The organism is Hydrogenophaga sp. (assembly GCF_031426985.1).
Taxonomy (GTDB): Bacteria; Pseudomonadota; Gammaproteobacteria; order Burkholderiales; family Burkholderiaceae_C; genus Hydrogenophaga.
This window is the reverse complement of sequence record NZ_JASJOY010000246.1, coordinates 1-22,369: the sequence shown is the minus strand read 5'-3', so window position 1 is coordinate 22,369 and position 22,369 is coordinate 1. Positions and strand designations below refer to the sequence as shown.

3 protein-coding genes and 1 tRNA gene are annotated in these 22,369 nt (G+C 65.9%); all 4 read right to left on the bottom strand.

Annotated elements, in window-relative coordinates; genetic code table 11:
- A partial coding sequence (locus RMP09_RS23965) for a filamentous hemagglutinin N-terminal domain-containing protein (protein WP_310568480.1) occupies positions 1-17,422 on the bottom strand: 17,422 nt, incomplete at its 3' end.
- Between the two features lie 98 nt (positions 17,423-17,520).
- A complete protein-coding gene (locus tag RMP09_RS23960; protein WP_310568479.1) occupies positions 17,521-19,158 on the bottom strand; it encodes a ShlB/FhaC/HecB family hemolysin secretion/activation protein in 1,638 nt (545 codons plus the stop codon).
- 1,059 nt (positions 19,159-20,217) lie between these two features.
- Positions 20,218-20,293, bottom strand: a tRNA-His gene (locus RMP09_RS23955).
- A gap of 38 nt (positions 20,294-20,331) precedes the next feature.
- A complete protein-coding gene (locus tag RMP09_RS23950; RefSeq protein ID WP_310568478.1) occupies positions 20,332-22,233 on the bottom strand; it encodes a SurA N-terminal domain-containing protein in 1,902 nt (633 codons plus the stop codon).
- Between the last annotated feature and the right edge of the window lie 136 nt (positions 22,234-22,369).

The window sequence follows — 22,369 nt, the reverse complement described above, 5'->3', positions numbered from 1 at the left end:
TGACGTTGACCGTGTTGAAGTCGCTGAGCGCGCTGTCCAGCACCACGTTGCCCGTTCCCGCGTCCAGCGTCGTCGCGCCGCTCACCGCCACGTTGGCGTTCACGCCATCCGTGATGTCACCGTTGGTGCTGTCGATGTCCAGGCTGCCAGCCGTGATCGTGCCGTCCAGCGTCACGTTGCCGTTGGCGTTGATGTCCACCAGGCCGCTGCTGTTCACGTCGCCCAGCGCGATGCCGTCGGCATCGCTGATGGCCACGTTGCCCGCGTCCGTGACGTTGACCGTGTTGAAGTCGCTGAGCGCGCTGTCCAGCACCACGTTGCCCGTGCCCGCGTCCAGCGTCGTCGTGCCGGCCACCGTCAAGCTGCCGTTCACGCCATCCGTGATATCGCCGTTGGTGCTGGTCACGGACAGCGTGCCACCTGCACCACCGTTTCCAACCACGGCGAGGTTGCCGTTGAACGTCACGTCGTCCGTGGCCGTCAGGGCCACGGCGTCGGCCACCGTTGCATCGTTCAATGTGATCGACGAGGCAGAGGTCACCGTGAGGTTGCCCAGCGCACCATCGTCCTGCCCGCCCAGCGCGCCGTTGAAGGCGACCGAACCGGTGCCGGCCTCCACCGTCAGGGAGTGGTAGTCAGAGACGGCCAGGTTGCCTGTTTCGCCGTTGCCACTGCTGTCCACCGTCGAGCCAAAAACCACATCGCCCGCACCGCTGCCGGTGCGGACCGAGACGTCGGCCGTCAGGCGCACCGGGTCGTTCAACGTGAGGTTCACCCCCGCCAGTGACAGGTTGCCGCCCAGCTCAATGCCCGCGGTTCCGCTGTCCAGGACGACATTGCCCAGTGACGCGGGCGCCGCCAAATCACCGACGACGAGCGTGCCGTCGCCTTCCGTGCCCAATGTGGTGCCACTGCCGGTGATCTTCGCCAGTTCAACTTCACTGAGGTTCCAGCCCCCCGTGGCCGACCCCAGAGACAAATTCGTTCCGTCGGTCGCCAGCAAGGTGACCGAGCTGGTCCCAGCGTTGATGGCCTGATCGACCACCACGTCCACCGAGGACTTGATGGTGATGGACCCGTCCGTTGTGCCAGCCGTGGTGTTGATGCCCGACACGGACACGTTGCCATCGCGGAAATCGGCGACGGTCCCCACCGTCGTGGCACTGTTCCCGCCCAGCCCCAGGCTGACGTTGCCCGTGGTCTCCGCCGCCACCGTGCCAATGCGGTTGGCGCTGGCCAGCGTGATGTCGTCGGCATTGAGAACCAGCAGGCTTTGCGCCTGAATGGCACCGGTCTGTGACAGATCGTCGCCCGAAACCTCCACCACCAGGTTCTTCGCCGAAACGGTGCCCAGAATGGTGTCCACCGTGTTCACCAGCGAGACGTCCAGCGCACCATAGCTGATGACACCACCGACCGTCTGGCTGCCGGCGGTGGCGATGCTCACAGCGCCCGACAGCGCGTTGTCAACATCGTCCAGGCGCACCTGTCCCGCGCCCGCGACGGTGGACGTCGCATTGGCGTCGTTCTGCCGTGCCGCCAGCGTCAAGCTCTGCGTCAGCGTGAGCTCGCTGGACTGCAGGATGCCGGTCTCGTTGGCCACGCCGCTGCCGTCGTAGGAGCCCGCGGTGGTGACCTTGAGCATGCCGCCGATCTTGTTGTTGGCAGCCGCCAGGACCACCGCATCACCGGCACCCGAGAACAGGATCATCTTGCCGCCGGCGTCACTGATGACCTGGACGTTGCTGTAGGTGGCCAGCGCGGACGCCGTGATCGTGTCGGTGGTGGTTTGGGTTTGCACCACACCGCCCACCTCGATCGGCACCCCGGCGGAGTCTCGCAGGATCCGGGTGGCCGTTGCCAGCAGATCACCATTGGCGTTCATGCTCAGCGTGACCACGCCATACAGCTTGATCACGTTCTCGGCGGTGACGTCGCCCGAACCACCACCACCGATGAAGTTGTCGGCGGAGGTGCTGGGGCTGTAGACCGCCGAACCGGTCTCGAATGCGCCGCCGACCTGGAGGTATCCCCCATCCTTTTGACTGATCGTGGTGCCACCGGTCAGGGTGAAATCACCCGCGACGAAGGTGTCATCCAGCACCGTCCCGGTGCTGTTGCCGTTGTGGATGGTGACATCGCCATTGGCGGTGTTCGAACGGGTGTCGATGGTGAAATTGCCATCGATGTCCACCGGCGCGGCCAGATGGCCGGTACCGGTGTCGGCCGTCTGCTGCGTGAGCAGACCGCCCACGGTCAAGGTGACATGGGACGTGCCTGCGCCGTCCGAAATGCCCAGGATGCTCAGGCTGCCCGCAGGCACTTCGCCGATCTGCACGCCGTCGACATCGGTGAACACCAGGCTGGCGTTACCCGACAGCAGCGCGGCCAGCACGTCCACGTCGTTGGCCAGATCCAGCGTCGCGTTGCCGGCGGACTTGATGCCCAGCTTGGCCGCCTTGATGGTGGCCCCCGCGCTCTGCGTGATGACACCAGCGGATTCGATGGTGAGGCTGCCCAGCGCCTGCTGGCCGCCCACGGCCTGATGGAAGTTGATGCCAGCGGTGTTGCCGAACACCAGGTGCAGGTTGTTGGCGACCGTCGCCAGGCTGTCGATGGTGCCGGTGACGGTGAGTGCATCACCGGTCAGGGTGGCATCGGTGGCGGCAACCACCAGGTTTCCGGTGTAGGTCTGGTCATCCACCGTGGTGACGTTCGCACCCAGGTGGATGGTGGGGGCGGTCACGGCCAGATTGCCGATGGCGTTGACCGAGCCCACGTCTGCGCCGAGCGTGACGCTCTGGTAGGCCGCCAAGGTCAGGTCATGGGCCAGCGTGGCCAGGTTGCCGTCCACTGCGGAGTCGACCGAACCGTTGAGCTGGATGCTGCCGGCCTGGCTGGTCAGGGTGGTGTCGGCGCCCAGCACCACATTGCCGCTGTAGGTCTGGTCGTCTGCGGTGGTGAGCACACCACCGTCGAGTTCGATGCCGCCGCCCGTCAGGCTCAGGTTGCCCAGCGCGACCACGTTGCCCAGCGCACCGCTCAGGGTGATGTTGCCGGTGCCCGCGGCCACCGTCAGATCGTTGGCCTCAGCGCCCTCCGAATCCACCGTTGCGCCGAACACAACGTCGCTGTTGGTGGTCGTCAGCGTCGTGTCGTTGCCCACGATCACCGCGCCCGTGTAAGTCTGCGCGCCCGTGCTGGTCACCGCCGACGCATGGATGGCGGTCGTCCCGCTGACACTGAGGGTGCCCAGGTCGCTCAGGTCGTCGCCACTGTCGTTGCCGAACACGGCATCGCCGGTCACGGTCAGGCTGTGGTTGGTCCCCGCGATGCCGTTGACAGTGCCACCGGTGGTGATGGTGGTGCCGGTGAGCGTGGTGTCCGCCCCCAGGGTCAGGTTCTCCAGGTACTGCTGCGTGCCGGTGGTGGTCACGCTGCCGCCATCGAGGCGCACCGAGCCGGCTGCGTCGGTCAGCACGCTGGCGGCCGTCACGGTCTGGCTGAACAAGGTCTGGCCACCGCTGTTGACCGTCAGGTCGCCCAGCGCCGCGACATTGCCCAGCGCTGCGCTGAAGCTCACGCCGCCCGTGCCGGACGAGATGGTCAGGTCATGGGCCAGGGTGTCCAGGTTGCCGTCCACGGCAGAGTCCACCGTGCCGGAGAACGTCACGTTGCCCGCGCCCGTGCCGGTGGACATGGCCAGGTCGCCGGCCAGGGTCACGGCCGACTGGAAGCTGATGTCGGCATTGCCGGTGGTGATGTCACCCGCCAGGGTGTTGCTGCCAACACCGTTCTGGGTGAAGGCCCCCGTCGAGGTGATGTCGCCCAACGCCAACGTGCTGAACGTCCCGGCGTTGGTGATGGTCGTCGTGCCGCCCACGTTGGCGGCCGCATTCACCGCCAGGTCATGGCCTGTAAAGGTCAGATCGCCGCCCAGGTTGGCAACATCGTTCACCGTCAGGTCATTGCCGGTGAAGGCCAGGTTGCCGGACAGGTTCACCGCGCCACCCAGGGTGGTGGTGCCGCTGCCGGCCTGCTGGGTGAAGCTGGCCGCGTCCACGGCCGCCAGGGTCACGTCGTTCGCAGAGACCACGTTCACCGCGCCCAGTGCTGCGGTGCCGCCCACGGCACCCGACACGGTCAGGTTGCCGGTGCCCGCAGCCACCGTCAGGTCGTTGGCTTCAGCGCCCTCCGAGTCCACCGACGCGCCGAAGCTCACATCGCTGTTGGTCGTCGTCAGTGTCGTGTCGTTGCCCACGATCACAGCACCCGTGTAGGTCTGCGCGCCCATGCTGGTCACCGCCGACGCATGGATGGCGGTCGTCCCGCTGACACTGAGGGTGCCCAGGTCGCTCAGGTCGTCGCCACTGTCGTTGCCGAACACGGCATCGCCGGTCACGGTCAGGCTTTTGTTGGTCCCCGCGATGCCGTTGACCGTGCCACCGGTGGTGATGGTGGTGCCGGTGAGCGTGGTGTTCGCCCCCAGGGTCAGGTTCTCCAGATACTGCTGCGTGCCGGTGGTGGTCACGCTGCCGCCATCGAGGCGCACCGAACCGGCTGCGTCGGTCAGCACGCTGGCGGCCGTCACGGTCTGGCTGAACAAAGTCTGGCCGCCGCTGTTGACCGTCAGGTCGCCCAGCGCCGCGACATTGCCCAGCGCATCGCTGAAGCTCACGTTGCCCGTGCCAGACGAGATGGTCAGGTCATGGGCCAGGGTGTCCAGGTTGCCGTCCACGGCAGAGTCCACCGTGCCGGAGAAGGTCACGTTGCCCGCACCCGTGCCGGTGGACATCGTCAGGTCGCCGGCCAGGGTCACGGCCGACTGGAAGCTGATGTCGGCGTTGCCGGTGGTGATGTCACCCGCCAGGGTGTTGCTGCCTGCGCCGTTCTGCGTGAAGGCCCCGGCGGACGTGATGTCACCCGCTGCTGCGGTGGCGAACGTCCCGGCGTTCGTGATGGTCGCCGTGTCACCCACGTTGGCAGCCGCATTCACCGTCAGGTTGTTGCCGGTGAAGGCCAGGTTGCCGGACAGGTTCACCGCGCCACCCAGGGTGGTGGTGCCGCTGCCGGCCTGCTGGGTGAAGCTGGCCGCGTCCACGGCCGCCAGGGTCACGTCGTTCGCAGAGACCACGTTCACCGCGCCCAGTGCGGCGGTGCCGCCCACGGCACCCGACACGGTCAGGTTGCCGGTGCCTGCAGCCACCGTCAGATCGTTGGCCTCAGCGCCCTCCGAATCCACCGTTGCGCCGAACACAACGTCGCTGTTGGTGGTCGTCAGGGTGGTGTCGTTGCCCACGATCACCGCGCCCGTGTAGGTCTGCGCGCCCGCGGTGGTCACCACGGCGGTATGGATCGTGGTCTGACCGCTGATGGACAAAACAGACACATTGCTCACAGTGTCGGCGGTGCCGTCACCCAGAACCGCATCACCAGCCACAGACAGACTCTTGCCTGCGCCGTCCACCGTGCCGGTGGTGGTGACCACGCTGCCCGTCAGCGTCGTATCAACACCCAGCGTCACAGCGCCGTTGTAGGTTTGAGCGCTGGTCGTATCGACGGCCCCGCCATTGAGCGCCAGTTGGGCGCCGGTCACCGTCAGGTTGCCCAGTTCGGCAACGCCACCGACGGCGGCCGCGAAGGTCACGGTCGCCAGGGTGTTGGCCGTCCCGACGTCCACGGTCAGATCGTTGCCATCGGATACGCCCCCCGTCGCACTGGAATCCACCGTGGACTGGAAGTGGATGTTCTGTTGATCCGCCGTCAGCGTGGTGTCGGCGCCGATGGTCACCGCGCCCGTGTAGCTCTGGTCCCCCGTGCTGGTGACCGCAGCCGCGTTGATGGTGGTGGTCCCGGAGACCGTCAGGTCGCCCAGGTTGCTCAGGTTGTCGCCGCTGTCGTTGCCGAACACGGCATTGCCGGTCACGGTCAGGCTGTTGTTGCCGGTCCCCGCACTGCCGTTGACCGTGCCACCGGTGGTGATGGTGGTGCCGGTGAGCGTGGTGTTCGCCCCCAGGGTCAGGTTTTCCAGGTACTGCTGCGTGCCACCCGTTGTGGTGACGCTGCCACCGTCGAGGCGGACGGTACCCGCGGCATCGGTCAGCACGCTGGCGGCCGTCACGGTCTTGCTGAACAGGGTCTGCCCCCCGCTGTTGACCGTCAGGTCGCCCAGCGCCGCGACATTGCCCAGCGCTTCGCTGAAAGTCACGTTGCCCGTGCCGGACGAAATGACCAGGTCCTGCGTGCCGTCCACCGTGCTGTAGAAGCGCACGTTGCCCGCGCCCGTGTCGGTGGACATCGCCAGGTCGCTGGCCAGGGTCACGGCCGACTGGAAGCTGATGTCGGCGTTGCCGGTGTTGATGTCACCCGCCAGGGTGCTGTTGCCTGCGCCGTTCTGCGTGAAGGCGCCGCCAGACGTGATGTCACCCGCTGGTGCGGTGGTGAACGTCCCGGCGTTGGTGATGGTCGTCGTGCCACCCACCTGGGCGGCGGCATTGACCGTGAGGTCATTGCCCGAGAAAGCCAGGTTGCCCGTCAGGCTCACCGCGCCACCCAGGGTGGTGGCGCCACTGCCGGCCTGCTGCGTCAGGCTGGCCGCGTTCACGGCTGCCAGGCTCACGTTCTGGGCGGAAACCACGTTCACCGCGCTCAGCGCCGCCGTGTCACCCACAGCCCCCGACACGGACACGTTGCCCGTACCGGCCGTGATGGTGAGATTGCGCGCCGTCGCATCGCTGTTGATGGTCGAGCTGAAGCTGACGTCGCCCGAACCAGAACCCGTGTTCAAGGTCGTGTCGCTGGAGAGGATCGCCGCCCCGGTCACCGCAATGTTGCCGCCCGCCGCCTGGGTTGCCCCTGCGCCGCCGCCGGAGGTGTTGGCGGTGCCTGCAATGGTGACAGCGCTGCTGGCCGTGAGCGACACATCGCCGCCCGCGCCAGTGCCCTGACCGGTCGCGGTGATGTTGGACACCGCCACATGGTCGCCGCCCACCGTGATGGCGCCCGCCGTGGCATCGGCCGCGGTCGAATCGCCACTGCTGTTGAGTTCGCCCAGCGCGACGTTGCCGGTGGCACCAATGGTGATGTCACCGCCGTCCTTGTAGGTGCCGCTGGAATAGGTGACATCGCCGCGCGTGCTGATCGCCACGCCCGTGGACACGAAGCCGCCGACCCCCTGCGCCACCACATCGCCACCGCGCGTGGTGATCGCTTCGGACACGGTGATCACCACCGGGCTGCCACTGAGCGTCACGTCACCGCCCAGGGTGCTGATGCCCGTCACGCCACTGGTGACAAGGTCGCTGTGCGCGCCGCCGCCGCCGCCCACGGTGTAGTTCGACTGGCTGGCGTAGCTCAAGCCCTCGCCAGCGCCGGTGATCCGTGCTGAGAGCTGGTCCACGGTGTTGGCAATGCTCGCCAGCGCCGAGGCCTGAGCCGCCAGCAGCTGGACCTTGCCCGCGTCAATGGCGTTGATGGCGGGTGTCATCGCATCCAGCGCCTGCGCCACGGCACCACTGACAGCCAGCAGGTTGACCGTGCCGTGCGCACCGGTGGCCCCAGAACCGTCACCCGCGCCGCCCCGCGCCGTGATGGCGCCGCCGATTGTCAACAGGTCGCCACCGGCCTTGAGGGTGACCGAGCCCGCCGCACCACCGGCAGAGTCTGTGCTCTGCGCGGCATTGGTGCCCGAAGTGACGATGTCGCCCACCCTCAGGCGTCCATCGGCGCCGGCGCCGGTGGTGGTCAGGCTGACCGATCCACCCGCGTCTCCCGCAGACCCACTTCGGGTGTCGATGGTGCTGCCACTGCTGTCGATCGACGGCGCGGTGATGCTGATGTCAGCACCACCGGTGGTGATGCCGACGGGGTTCACCGATCCGATCGTCAGCACGTTCTTGGTCGTGAACTGAACGTTCCCGGTCGCATCAGAGGCGAACACGTTGACCGTGTTGACGGGCACGTTCGTGTCGGCCTTGTTGAGCGTGAAGGCGCCGGCACCGGACAGGCCGAGACCGTTGGCGTCGATCGCACCGGTCTGCGTCACGGCTCCGTCCGCAGCGACCGAGCGCAGGACCATGCTGCCCGCCGTGCTGATGCTGTTGACCACCAGGTCCTTGGCATCGGTGAAGCGGCTGATGCTGGACGTGCCTGCCGCCTTGGCCGTGTCCGCCGCGTTGCGGACACTCAGGTTCAGGATGCTGATGTCGTTCGTCGCGGCGGTCAGCTCGATGTTGGCGCCTGCGTCGTTGAGCGTCTTGACGTTCAGCGTATTGGCCAGCACGGTGCCGTTGCCAAACCCGGTGGCATCGGTGGCGATGTTGCCCTTCGCGGTCAGGTTGATCGTTCCGCTGGTTTCAAGGCCCGCCACGGACACATCGTCCAGATCGCCGTAGGTGATGGTGGCATTGCCCAGGCTGGCCCCATCATCGCCCCGGCTGAGCAGCTTGAGCTGGTTGACGTCGTTGCTGGTGTTGGTCAGCGTGATGACGCCATTCTTCGTGGCGGTCACCGACAGGCTGTTGGCGTCGAGCACGCCCTCCGAATCCTGGATCACGCGGCCGGCGGCCACCACATTGACCGCCGCATGGGAGGTCAGGTTGGACAAACGCGCCTCGCCACCCGACGCGATGTCGATGTCACCGGTATCGGAGACATAGGTGAAATAGGTGCCCATCACCAGGCCGCCGCTGCCGGAGGCCGTCATCGTGATCGTGCCGTCGGCGCCGGTCTTCAGTTCCAGCGGCGACGCGGTCGATCCGGTCGAATGGGTGACGACCACACCTTGCACCAAGAGGTCGCCCGATGTGGACTGGATGCTCTTGGACAGGTTCACCTCATCGGCGGCGGTCACGGTCACATTGCCGCTACCCGTCACGATGGTGTTGTTGACCTGCACGTCACCGGCGTTGCTGCCCGATCCGCTGGCGATCAGGGTCACATCACCGCTGCCGGTGGTGATGTTGCCCGGGGTCGACAAGTTGCCGCCCAACGAGCGCAAGTCGATGCTGCCGGACGTGGTCGTCAAGTCCTCTGCGGTGAGGGACAAGGTGGCGCCAGCCCACGCCGTCAGAGACGTGGTGGGGTCCAGCTTGCCGGTCAGCGCATTGAGGCTGAGGTTGTTGGCGTCCTGGATCTTGGCGAAGGCACCGGTCGAGTTCAGGTCGATCTGCCCGGTGAAGTCGTTGACCGCGCTGAACAGGTCGATGTTGCCCGTGCCACCGTGGATGGCGGCGGTGGATGCCTTGATGCTGGACGCTTCGCCCTGGGCCACACCCACACCGCGCAGCGTCAGGTCTTTGTTGACCAGCCCGTCGTTGATGGTGATGTTCCGGGCGGCCAGGTTCAGCAGACCGTCGGTGGTCTGGATCTCGGTCGTGTTGCCCGCGCTCACATTGCCGGTGAGCGTCAGGCCAGCCGTGCCGGCACCGCCCTGGTCCTTGAGCACCAGCGCACCGGTGGTGATGAAGTCGCCCAGGTTGTCGATGTTGCTCTTGGTGACCGTCACCACCCCAGCGTCGCCCTTGAGGGTGGCGGCCGAAATCGTGCTCGTGCCCGGCGTGGCCTGGGCCACGGTGCCGATCAGTTCCTTGCCATCCACACCCAGGGCCACGGTACCGGCCGTCGCCGAGAGGGTGTTGAGGGTCGCGTTGTTGGCGTTGACGATCTCGATGGCGGTCGAACCTGCGTTGTCGGTCGTCAGCTCACCGGCCAGGCTGATGTCGAACGTGCTGCCTCCGCCCTCGATGCGGATGGCGCCACCCACTTCGGCGTTGCCGGCGCCGTCGGCGTTGATGACGGAGCCGTTGAGCTGGGTCAGCCCCTCGCCGCCCAGGAACACGTTGCCGGCCGCCGTGATGTCGTTGGCGCCGATGGCCAGGGCACTGGTCGCGTCGCCATCGACCTTCTTCGTGCGGATGCGCACACCACCTTCGCTGACCACGTTCTGGGTCAGGCTCAGGCCCTTGGTGGAATCGTAGATGTCCAGGTCATAAGCCGGTGCCGTCTCGGGCAATGCGCCGTCGGCCAGGATGTGCCGCCCCACGTTCGCCGAGCCGAGGAAATCGATCTTGTTGCCGCTGTTCGCCAACACGGCAGACCCGCCGATGGCGTTGGTGGCCGTGCCCAGGTTCAGCGTCTTGACGTTCAGGGATGTCAGCACCGCCTGGGTGATGTTGCCGCTGATCTGTCCGACCGTGGCGGTGTCATCACCCAGCACCAGGCCACCGTTGACGGCGTTGATGTTGGGCAGTTGCAGGTCGCTGGTGCCCCGAATGGTGATGGCGGCCGCGGCGTTGCTGGTCGTGGAAATGGTGCCGCTCAGGGCGATGGTGCCCGAGGCGGTACCGTCGTGTCCCGTCAGCGTGATGGTGCCCCCCTGGTCCGCGCTGCGCGGCGAGATCTGTGTCCCGCCCGTGGCGTTGATGGCGCCCGCCGACTGGACGATGCCCTGACCACGCAGGGCAATGTTGGCGCCGCCAGAGGCCATGCCGCCGGCGTAGACGTTGTAGGTGGCCAGGTTCAGCGCCCCGCCCGCCGTGGTGATGGTCACGGCGCCGAACGAGTTTTCGATGCTGCCGGCCAGGGTCAGGCCACCGGTGGCGTCGTTGAAAACGAAGTTCTCGCTGGACGAGGTGGTGTTGCTGTGCAGGTAGAAGGGGCCCAGTTGGCCGACTTCGTTGGCACCGGTGAGGGTGACAGCGCCCGTCGCCGACGGTGCCGAACTGGACGGCGCATTGCCGCTGTAATTGGTGCCCGCCAGCGCGCCGGATGTCACCAGCTTGCCGCTGGTCTGCGCGATGCTGTCGTCAGACGTCAGCTTGATGCCGCCCGATCCGGCCACCACGTCGGCGGCCAGGTTGATATCGTAGTTTCCGCTGCCCGAATCCTTGCCGGAGCGCAAGGTCACAAAGCCCGCATCGGCCAATGTTTTCGAGGTCAGTGCGGCGTTGACGTTCAGGTGTCCGCCCGACGTGATGGTGATCCCGTCGATGCCAGCCGTGACCGCCCCCCCCACCGTGGTGGTGTCGTACACACCCGATTCGACCACCACCGAACCACCGGTGGTCATGGTGGCCGAAGTGGTCACCGATCCTTCAGCAGAGTCCACACGGATGCCACCCACACCCGCATTGATGGCACCACCGATGCTGATCTCGCGCCCGTAGTAGTGGTTCTGCACCACCACCGAACCGTCGGTGGTCAAGGTACCGCCCGTTCCCGTGGTGATGCCACTGTAGTAAGACGTGAGGGAGATGCCGCCGGAGCCGGCCGATACGGCGCCCTGGATGCTGGCGGTCGTGTTGTGACCTTCGGTGTCGGACACCAGGGTCACGCCCTTGGTGGCAGTGGCGGCGGCGATGGTGGCACCGCTGTTGACAATCAGTTGGCGCCGAGCCGTGATGGAGACGTTGCCGGTTTCACTGGCGACATCGCCCGTGACCGTGAGGTTGTAACTGCTGAGGGTCAGGTCCCCCCCCGCGGACAGATCGGCCACGCTGCCAAAGCTGTTGTCACCACGGTTCAGGTTGACACTGCCGGCCACCTTGCCACGGATCTCGGGAATGCTCTCGATGCGACCCGTCTGCGTGACATTGCCTGCAATGACCTCTTCGGCCAACCCCACCGACACATTGCCGGCGGTCGCACCACTTGATGAGATCTGGGTCACGGTGGCGAAATACTTCGTGCCGGACACCAGTGCAGCGTTGCCCCCGACGATCTGCTCGGTCTGTGCGCGCCCCAGCATGTCGGTACCCGTCACGGTAAAGGTGACTCCCGTCTCGTCGCTTCCGCTGGTCACCGCCACACGTCCGCCGCCCGTGACGGAGACTGCGCCAGCGCCGGCCAGGCTACCGTCGATGACCAGGTTACCGGCTGCAGACAGTGTTTGGGATTGCGCGATGCCCGAGTCAACGGCACCCGCACCAAAAAACAACCCGGCACCGTTGGCGTGGGTGCGGGAACCCAGTTGCACATTGTTGGCCGCACGGATGATGATCTCGTTGCCAGCTTCATCGGTGTAGGTGTCACCGCTGAGGGTCACGTTGCCGCCATTGGCAATGAGCGTGATGTCGCCGTTGGCGCTGCCCGCATGCCCGTAAAGGTTACCGCTGCCCGTGATGCCAGCGGCTTCAATCGTCACGCCATCACCATAAACCTGTTGACCATTCAGGTTGAAAACACCCTGGGTCCGAATCGACACTCGGCTGGCGTTGGAACCGTCGTTGATGCTGCTGTTCAGGCGAAGGCCGTTGCCCTCGGTGTCTTCGTCGTTGAGGCTGAAAGCGCCCCCGCGGTGAATGTAGGAGACGTACTGAACCTCGTTGCCTGCGTTGGTCAGGTTATAGGACCCAGACCCGCCCGTCTGGCGTCCCTGCAAGGTCCCCACCTTGATCGAGGTGCCTGCCGTTTGGGTGATGTTGCCGTAGATCCAGGAGTTCCAACTGCCTGGATAGGAGTTGTAGCTGTCCCAACCGAGCGTCAGCGTGCCCCGCGCCCCAGCAGCGCCGATATCGATGTTCGGGAGCACGAGGCTGTTGGCCGAGTAGAGATAGACGTTGCTCGCGGAATCGATCAGGCCGGCGAGATTCATGCCCGCGACCGTCGCGGTCCGATAGTCGCTGCCGTACATCCATGTTTCGGCAGCAGAGGTGATGACGGAGCCCGCACTCTGTGTGATGCCCCGGCCCACAAGGAGCACATTGCCGGAGGTCGATGTGATGTCACGATCGCCCAGCACCAGCGCGCCGTTGCCGGTCATAAGGGTCACCGCCGTGGCGGTCACGTCGCCCGTCAGGGCCATGCCCGCGGTGCGGCCCTGAGCGCGCACGTCCAGGCTGCTGCCCACGACAAAATCACCCAGCTCATCGATCACGTTCTGCGTGCTCGTGATCGAGATCGCCGCAGCGGTTGCGGCCGACAGGGTCTTGATATCGATCTGGTCATCGCCCCACCCGGGGATGGCCTGGGACAGCGCCCCGTTGACGGTGTCGCTCGCTGCAATCCCCACCGACACGTTCGCGAAAGCCGCTCCGCCCGTGATCGACTCGATCGTCTTGAAGCTGTTGGTGGTGGTGACAGTGGCCCCACCCGCAGGCCCGGTGACCTGCTCGGTCACGACATTGCCGGTGGCGTCGGTACCCACGATCGTGAAGGTCACAGCCGCGTTGTTGCTGCCCACCGCGCTGGTCAGCGTCAGCGCCTGAGCGGTACGCAAACGCAGGTTGTCCCGCAGCAAGGTGAGCGCGCTGCTGCCCGACTGTGCGGCGCCCAGCGCGTCGATGCCCGCCACGATACCCACCTGGAACGAGCCCTTCTGGGCTTCAACCGAACGCACGGTCACCCCGGTGGCGTTGTTGACCAGCACGGCTGGCGTGCCATTGCCGGCGGCTTCGTCGTAGGTGGTGATGATCCGGCTGCGGATGTCGACCCCGGCGCCACCGCCATCGATGCGGATCTGTCCGGTTCCGGCGTTCAACACATCGTCCGTCGTCGACTGACTGACGCCGTTGCCGGTCAGGTTGATGTCACCGCCGCTGGTGGCGATGCTGGTGTAGTAGTCCAGCGTGAGCGCACCGCCGCCTGCCTTCAGGCTCACATCTCCACCGGCGGTGGTCAAGTCCCGATAAATGGTGAGGGCACCGTTGGTGGCTTCAACGCTCAGCGGCGCAGCCGCATTCGAGAGCACCACGTTCGAGCCCAGGGTGATGCTTTCATCACCGCCATAGTTGTTGGCGGTGCCTGTGGTCCGGACATTCAGGCCCAGGGCTCCGTCGTAGTACTGGGCATAGTCGGCGTTGCCCAGATTGATGCGACCGGTGTTGTTGACCGCCGTCAGGCTGGCCGCGGTGATGGCGTAAGCGACGCTGAAGTCGGTACCCGATGCAACGTTGATGTTGCCCAGCTTAGTGCTGGGCGTGGCGCCATTTCCCCCCAGGAAACTGCCCGCATTCACCGCGCCGCCGTTGCTGCCGGTGAAGCTCAGATCGTTGCGTTCGTCGGTCTGGCTGAAGACGTAGGTCCCAAGGGTGACCGCACCGGTTCCACGCTTGAACGTGACGTCGTCGTCCAGGTAGAGGTAACTGGTGCTCATCGACGCCGTGCCGTTCCCGGCCTCGGTGTCGATGGTGACCGCTCCTGAGCCATTGGTCAGGTCGTCGTCGCCAATGCGGATGCTGTTGGCAGAAACGGCCACACCGGCGCTGCCGTTGGTGGTGACGTTCTTTTCGATGTCAACCCGGTTGCCGCTGCTGGAGAGGGACTTGAGTACGGCCGTGCCACCCACCACACCGTCGAACATGACGTCGCCGGTGCCTGCGGTCACGGTCAGCGAACGTGCCGTGCCATCCGAATCGATCGCACCCTTGAAGTAGGTGTTGCCCGACGTCGCACCCGATGACACCGTCCGATCGGCCGACAGGACCACGTCCGTCTGCATTTCGATGTAACCACCCAGGCCCTGGGTGGCCGCGCCGACATAGGCACCACCGATGGCGTTCAGGTCGCCATTGAGAACGATGTCGGCGCCGGCGCCGGTGGCACCGATCACGATGGAACCGGCGTTGCCGCCGTTGCGGTTGGCCACGGCGCTGGCGTTGTATGCCGCTGCGCCACCGCTGGTGGTGATCGCGCCAACGTTGATGTTGCCCGCCGTGGCCGACAAGGTCACCGCAGAGGCGTTGGAGCCCACGCCCACGTTGTTGGCCGCGCCGGTCGTGGTGATGGCCTGCAGCGTCATGCCGTTGGCCGAAGCCAGCGTGACCGAGCCCGAGGTGGTGCCGGTGTTGTCATCGGCCGTGGTCACGATGTCGGCGCCCGTCGATGCGGTGATACCCGTGCCGGCTGCGTCGGTCGCGGTGAACAGCAGGTTGCCGCCCTTGGTGCGGATATCGTCCTTGATGTTGATGGACGCACCCGTGACGGTGACCACGCCGCTGGCCTGACCGCCGGAGCCGGCCACACCGGTGATGACGGTGGTGCCGTCCGTTGCATTGGGCGTGCCAGCGCCCAGGGTCACCACGCCCGTGCCGCTGTTGCCCAGCGTGATGGCGCCCCCCGCCGTGGCGGCGGCAATGGTCACGTCGCCATTGATGTCGGCAATCGAGATGTAGCCGACCGAGTCGGCCGAGAGAGAGACGTTGCCGGTTGCCGAGAATGCCCCGGTCAGTTCGATCTTGCCCGCTGCCGTGGTGCTGAGGTTGACACCGCCAGCAGACGCCAAGGCGGCGCTGCCCGTCAGTTGCCCGGCCGAGGTCACGGTCAGCCCGCCCGAACCGGCGGAGATCGCCCCCAGACTGGTGACCTGGTTGTTGTTGATGTTCACCAAACCGGTGGCACCCGACGTGGCGGACACGGCTCCCGTGAACTTGTTGCCCGCCGAAGACACATCGACGCTCCCGCCCGTTGCGGTCAGCAACGTGGTCCCCGCCACCTGCATGGTGCCGGCCGTGCTGCCGCCACCGGCAGCCGCCGTCTGCGTGATGCTGCCGGCGGCGATGGCGCTGAAGTTGCCCTTCTGGAGGTTGATGTCGGTGTTGTTCGCCTGGGTGATGTTGCCACCCGAGTTCAGGTTCAGGCCGCCCTGGAAGGCGAACACGCTGGCGTTGAGGTTGATGTCTTTCGCGGCATCAAGGGTCAGGGTGTTGCTGGAGAACCAGCCAATGTCCGAGGCAACGGTGATATTGCCGTCCTGGGAACCACCGGTGCCGGTGGTCACCTGCACGTTCGCGGTCGACAGCGCGTTGGTGATGGTGTTGACGTTGATGACCGAGTTGTCGGTGTTGGCCGTCAGGCTGCCGCCCGTGTTCTCACCGCTGGCCGAAATCGTCAGGTTGAACGGGTCCAGCAGCAAGGTGCCGGTCTGGCCCTCTGCGGCGGTGGTGGTCAGGTCCACCGTGCCGGTGAAGCCGAGCAGGCGCTTGCCCGACACCTCGGCAAAACCCCCGTCGCGCCGGCCGGTGCTGACCAGGGTGGTGGGCACCGGGGTGCTGCTGGGGCCGGTCGGTGCGCCGGGGGCCGGTAGGCCCGCCGGATCGCTCCCCTCGGCCAGGGCCGAATACGGATCGGCCGAGGCGGACGTGCCGCTGCCACTGGTGGAACCCTGTACAGGCGCCGGTGCCGCGGTCATCTCGTCCACCGGCTCCGCATTGGACGGTTCCGTGCTGGACGACAGGTCGGACAGAACGGCGGACGCACCGGCGCCCTTGGCGCTGATGCTGCCCTGGAAATCCGTCTGGCCATCGGCCCAGACGATCACCCGGCCACCGCTGCCGGACACGGTCGCATCCGCTGCGATGCGGGCGCCGCTCTCCACCAGGGTCTGCAAGGCGTTCGGAACGTCGGCGTTCTGGCCCTGGTAGTCGCCGCCCACGAGCACCGTGCCGCCGCCGGTGGCACCCGAGGCGTCCACGGTGGAGCCGTCACGCAGCTCGACACGCGCACCCGTGATTTCCACCCGGCCACCTTGACCCGCCGAAGCGCTGGCCTTGATCGACCCGCTGTTGACGGTGGTGCCGCTGCCACCCGCCAGGCGGATGGTGCCCCCCGGGCCACTTTCCAGGCCCACGGCCTCGATCAGGCCCTGGTTGTTGATGGCCAGCGATGTCAAGGCGCCCGCACCCTCGGCGGTGAGCAGCACCGTGCCACCGTCGGCGCGGATGGCGCCGTCGTTCTGGATCAAGGCGTCGACCGCGCCGGCCTCCACCTCGATGCTCACGGGGCCACCCATGTTCAGGCGCACACGGGAACCCGCCGCCAGCAGCACGTCGCCCCGCGAGGCCTGGATGCTGCCCAGGTTTTCGATCTTGGCCGCGATCAGGGCCACGAAGCCGCCTTCTTTGGTGCGGATGTTGCCCTGGTTGAGCACCGCATTGCCGGAGCTGCCGCTGAAGCGGTAATTGCCCGACAGGAAGTCGCTGTCGGTGATCTGCAGGGTGGAAGCGACCAGTGAGCCGACATCAACGGTCGAGCCGGCGGTGAACACGACACCCGCGGGGTTGACCAGGAACACCCGGCCGTTGGCCGTCATGGCGCCACGGATGACCGACACCTGGCTACCGAGCACGCGGTTGAGCACCGCAGCGCTGGCGCTGGGCTGCTGGAAGTGCACCTGGTTGCCGCTGCCGATGCTGAAGGTCTGCCAGTCGACCACCATCTTGTTCGTCTCTTGCGAGACGTTCATCCGCGTACCGTCGGACGCGATGGAGCCGGTGCCGGACTTGATTTCACCGCCGGTGGGCAATGCCCCCGCATGCCCCGGTAAGCCAAAGAGCAGCAGACTGCCCGCCGCCACCGCCGACCACACCGAGCGCAGCCCATGACCCGCACGGGTGGACTTGGTCTTGCCACGCGAGCGCGTGATCTCGGATGCAACCTGCCACACGCCGAGCGAGGCGTTCCACACCACCCGAAAAACGCGATTCATGGAGCCAGGACCGTTCATGATGTACCTCTAGATGTCGTTTGTTTGTGTCTTGTCCGGGGCGCACGCGGCCCCGACGAAGGAATGGGGCGCGTTGAAGCTCAGAAGGCGTAATTCACCGTGAGCCAGAAACGGGGGTTCTTGAGCGTGGCGGCCTGCGGGGCTTCCAGCCCGGTCTGCCCCAGCCAGGCGGCGGTCAGGTCCGCCGACAGGCGATCGCGCTGCCAGCGCACGCCCAGGCCATGGCCCGACAGCGAACGGGTGCTGTTGCCAGCCTCGGGGTCGATGCGCGTCATGCGCGCGGCATCCACAAAGAGATACGGCGACAGGCCTTCGATGGGCGACAGGTAACGCAACTCGACCTGCGCCAACAGGCCACGATCCCCCGAGGCCTCGCCCGACGGAAAGGCGCGCACACCGTTGGGGCCACCGGCCGACATGCGCTCGGACGAGTCGAGCACGTCGCCGCTGTGCTGGGTCGCCAGTCGCAGATAGCCGCTGAACGTTCCGGGCAGGTTCTGCACACGGGCCATGTCGAGCGACAGCTTGGCGTACGAGCCCAGCGAGGCAGGACTGAGGTAGTTGGCACGCTCGGTGATGCGCCCCGCCGTGAGCGTTGCCGAACCGAAGCTCACCCCCCCGCCAGCGACGCTGTCTTTCTGGCTGAAGCGCAGGCCCACCGGCAACGACGTGGCGTGGTAGCGCTCATCTTCAGCCGCGGGCCGGGTGTTTTTGAAACGGCTCAGGGTCAGCGCGGCCTGCAAGGTCAGGCTCGACCGCTGCCCCAGGACCAGGGGGTACGACAACCCGAGGGTGAGCACATCGCTACCGCCCTTGAATTCGCCATCTGCGAAACCGTCCAGGCCCGAGAGCTGGTACGCGCTGCGGCTCAAGCCCAGGTTGCCGCGCCAACCGCTGGCGCCCAGGGGCCGGCTGTACTGAAGGTTGAACAGGTTGGTGCTGCCGTCGCTCACCAGAGCGTCGAGCTGCAACTGATCACCCGGCACCCAGTTGCGAAAGCGTGCGACATTGAACAGCACGCGGTTGGTGCCCGTGAGATCACCGCCATGGTTGTCAAGGCGAACCGAACCAAGATACCGGGGGGTTTCCTTGACCACGACATCCAGGTCACCCGTGCCCACCGCCGCCCCAGGGCGGACCACGGGCACCACGTCATACCCCGGCAGACCGGCCAGCAGCAGGGCCGTGCGCTCCAGAGGCTCCGAGCGGATGACCTCGCCCGGGCGCAGCCCCCGGAAATAGGGTGCAAAAACCTCTTGGGCTTCGTCGCCAACCGTCGCCGTCACATTGCCGTATCGGCCTTCCAGCACCTGGACGCGCAGACGCCCCCCGACGATGTCCTGGGCGGGCAACGCGGCCTTGGCAAAGACATAGCCTCGACTGCGGTACAGCTGCGAGATCCGGTTGGCAATGGCCCGCAGGTCGCCGAAATCGACGTCTTTCCCCAGGCTGGGGGCGATCGCCGCCTGAAGCTCTTCGGTCGAGATGACCGTATTGCCCTCGACCACCACCGCCTCCAGCCGGAACCGCTTGCCGCCTTGCTCCACGGGCAGCAAGGGCTGTCCCTCCAGCCGAAAGTCCACCGGCTTTGGCGGAACCGGCGGCTGGCTCGTGATTTGTTCACGCACGCTGCCTGCACTCGGCAGGTCTTGTGCGGCGGCGATGGAAAGAGGCAGGAACTGGGCTGCGGCGAAACAGGCGATCAGGTGTTTTTTCATGATGTGACATGCATAGGCATCACAGGCGAGCCAAATAGCTACATCGACACACGGTGTGCGACTTTTGGGATGCTACCTCAGTCATGTCATTTAAGACAATTTAAACAATGAAAACTGGCAATATCAATAGTATTTGTGAAAATCCACACCATTTCAAACGAGCCGGACACGGTGCAGACAGGCAGCAAGACGGGCCCTGTCTCGGGCGCCGGCGCCACCCCTTGAGCACCTCTCAATGGGCATGTCGGAGCGACGTGACCGGTGGGCGGGACAACCGGTGGGCGCAATCACGCGGCCAGAACGGAGTTGCGCCAATTCACCCATCCGAGACGGACGCCATCCGGACACATCAGCCATGCATGCAGACGCACACCTGCACAGCCCTCCTCCCCCCCAAGGCGTCTGGCCCACCAGACATCCTGGCAATCCGCCGTCTCAAAGACCATTGGTGGGGGGAGTGGGCGGGGAGCTAGATCCTGGGCATCCCTCCGCAGAAAGGCAGAACACGCAGCGCCAGTTCATTGGGAAACCCCTTGATCGGGTCTTCGCGGGACAAGTGGTGAGACCCAACGGGGAAGACACCCCCTTGAACGCTCCCATGCGGCAACGGCTGTGGGCCGTGTGTCACGGGCAATGGGTGATCAGCTTGAACAGGCGGTGATCTGGAAACGCCTGCGGAAGCGCTTCGCGGTTGCGGCCCGTTATCAGGAACACCGCACTGTCACTCCGTCCAGAAAGCATCCCGGATGGGGCAAGACCGAAGGAGCGTGTCGTCGCACGCCCAGCAAAGAGAAGTCATGAGGCAAGGCATGAACAGAAGCCGACACTGCCACCGGCCGAGACGTGCGGCGGCGTGTTGCCGCAGCCAAGCATCGGGTAACTGCCCCACGCGGGATCAGAACGACCGAGTCGAGTCCGGCATGGACTCCCGAAACCCCATGCTGCACGGGCAAGGCCGTTCCTCGCGGTCAGCGCGCACCAAAACCGCTCACTTTGGCGACACGCAACATCCAGAAACGACAAAGCCCGGTCGAAACCGGGCTTTGTCGCTGAATGGGGTGGGGTGGCTGATGGGGCTCGAACCCACGACAACAGGAATCACAATCCTGGACTCTACCAACTGAGCTACAGCCACCGCAAGCCTTGCATTATAGCGCGAAGGCGGTGCTCCGCTCAAGGTTTTGGTTCGGGCACCAGCAGTTTGACCTTGAAGCGCTCTTTGAGGGCCTCGTAATAGGCCAGGCCTTCGGCCGAGGACCACCACTGTCCGTACTGCTGGACTTCCTGTGCCTGACCCTGCGCATCGCGCGGCGTGCGCGGCAGCACCTTGTCGACCCGCACCACCGCATACCCCTCGTTCCCCAGGGCCACCCCCACCCAGGCAGGCAAGGTCTTGGCCGATGCGCTCATGGCCGCGCTGAGCACGGGCTGCGACAGGCCCTGGGCGCTGTCACGCGCGATCGTGACCGCGGCCGGCATGCTGGCGGCATCCGCCCCACCCTTCCAGGTAGCCAGTTGTTTGGCACCGGCTTCGCGCGCCAGCTCGGCCGACCGCTGGGCCACCAGACGGGCCCGGGCCGCATCACGTACTTCAACCAGCGGCTGGGTGCGCGCGGCCTGGTACTGCAGCACACGGGCAGACACCAACTGGCTGGCCCCGGTTTCGATGGCTTCGGTGTTGCGCTTCTTCTCCACCGAGTCGGGTGCAAAAACGGCCGTCAGCAGCTTTTCATTGCCCAGCACACCCGAATCAGGCTTGGGTTGGCGGGTCAGGCCCTTGGCCGTCTGCACCTGCAGCTTCAGACGGTCTGCGGCCGGCTTCAGGCTGTCGGCTTGTTCGTAGACGAGGTTGCTGAACGCTTCGGCGCTTTCGGCGAACAGCTTCTGGGCTTGCTGCTTTTTCAGGTCGGCCTCGATCTCGGGGCGCATGCTTTCAAAGCTGCGCACGGGCGGCGCCTTGATGTCCGTGAGCTGAACGATGTGAAAACCGAACTCGCTCTCGACCAGGTCGGCAATGCCACCCTTCTGCAAAGCAAAGACCGCGTCTTCAAACGGCTTGACCATCGCACCGCGCGAGAAGAAGTCGAGGTCGCCACCGTTGGCGGCCGAGCCGGGGTCCTGCGAATGGGCCTTGGCCAGTTCGGCGAACTTCGCCGGGTCCTTGCGCACCTGTGCGAGCAGGTCCTGCGCACGCTGGCGAACCTTGTCCTTGTCGGCCGCCGGCGCACCGGCCGGCAGCGTCAGCAGGATGTGGCGCGCGCGTCGCTCTTCATTGCCGGACAGACGCGACGCGTTCTGGTCGTAATAGGCCCGCACGTCCGCCTCGTTGAGCGTGATGCCTTTGGCCAGCGCAGCGGCGTCCAGCACCAGGTATTCGATATCGGCCTGCTCGGGCGCCTGGAACAGCGCGGGGTTGGCGGCGTAGAAGGCCTGGATGTCGGCGTCCGAGGGCTGCGCCTTGGCCGCGAAGTCGCTGGCCTTGAAGGTCTGCACGCGCACTTCACGGCGCTCGAAGAAGGCGTTGAGCGACACCCCGGCCAGGGCAGGCGGCGTCACACCCGAGCCGGTCACCCCCTGGGTGACCTGACGCATGGAAATGTCGTTCCGCACCTGGGCTTCGAACATTTCAGGCGTCATGCCCTGGCGGCCCACCAGCTGACGATAAGCCTCGACATCGAGGCTGCCATCGGGACGGCGCAAGGCAGCAATGGTTTCGTTCTTCTGCAGATCCTGCGCCAGGCGCTGATCGCTGGTGTAGAGGTGGAACTTCTGCGCCGCAGTGGACAACACGCGCTCGCGCACCAGACGCTCCAGCGTGGCGTAGCGGGCTTCGTCGCTGTCCAGCAGCTTGGCGTCGAGGGTAGGCATGGCCTCGCGCAGCCGCCGGGCCTCGACCTGATGGGCCTGGTCCCAGTCGGCCTTGGTGATGTCCTGTCCATCCACCGTGGCCACGGGCGCCGAACGGTTCTGGAAATCGGTGAAACCCTGTACACCGAACAGCACGAAGCCCGGAATGATCAGGATCAGCAAAAAGCCCATCAGGTACTTCTTGTGATTGCGGATGGAATCGAACATGCGTTGAAATCCTGAAACAACAAACAGACGCTGCGCCTGCGTCGACAACAAAAAAGGCGAACCCTTGTTCGCCTTTTTGGTGGTGGTGGGTGCTGACGGGGTCGAACCGCCGACCTACGCCTTGTAAGGGCGCCGC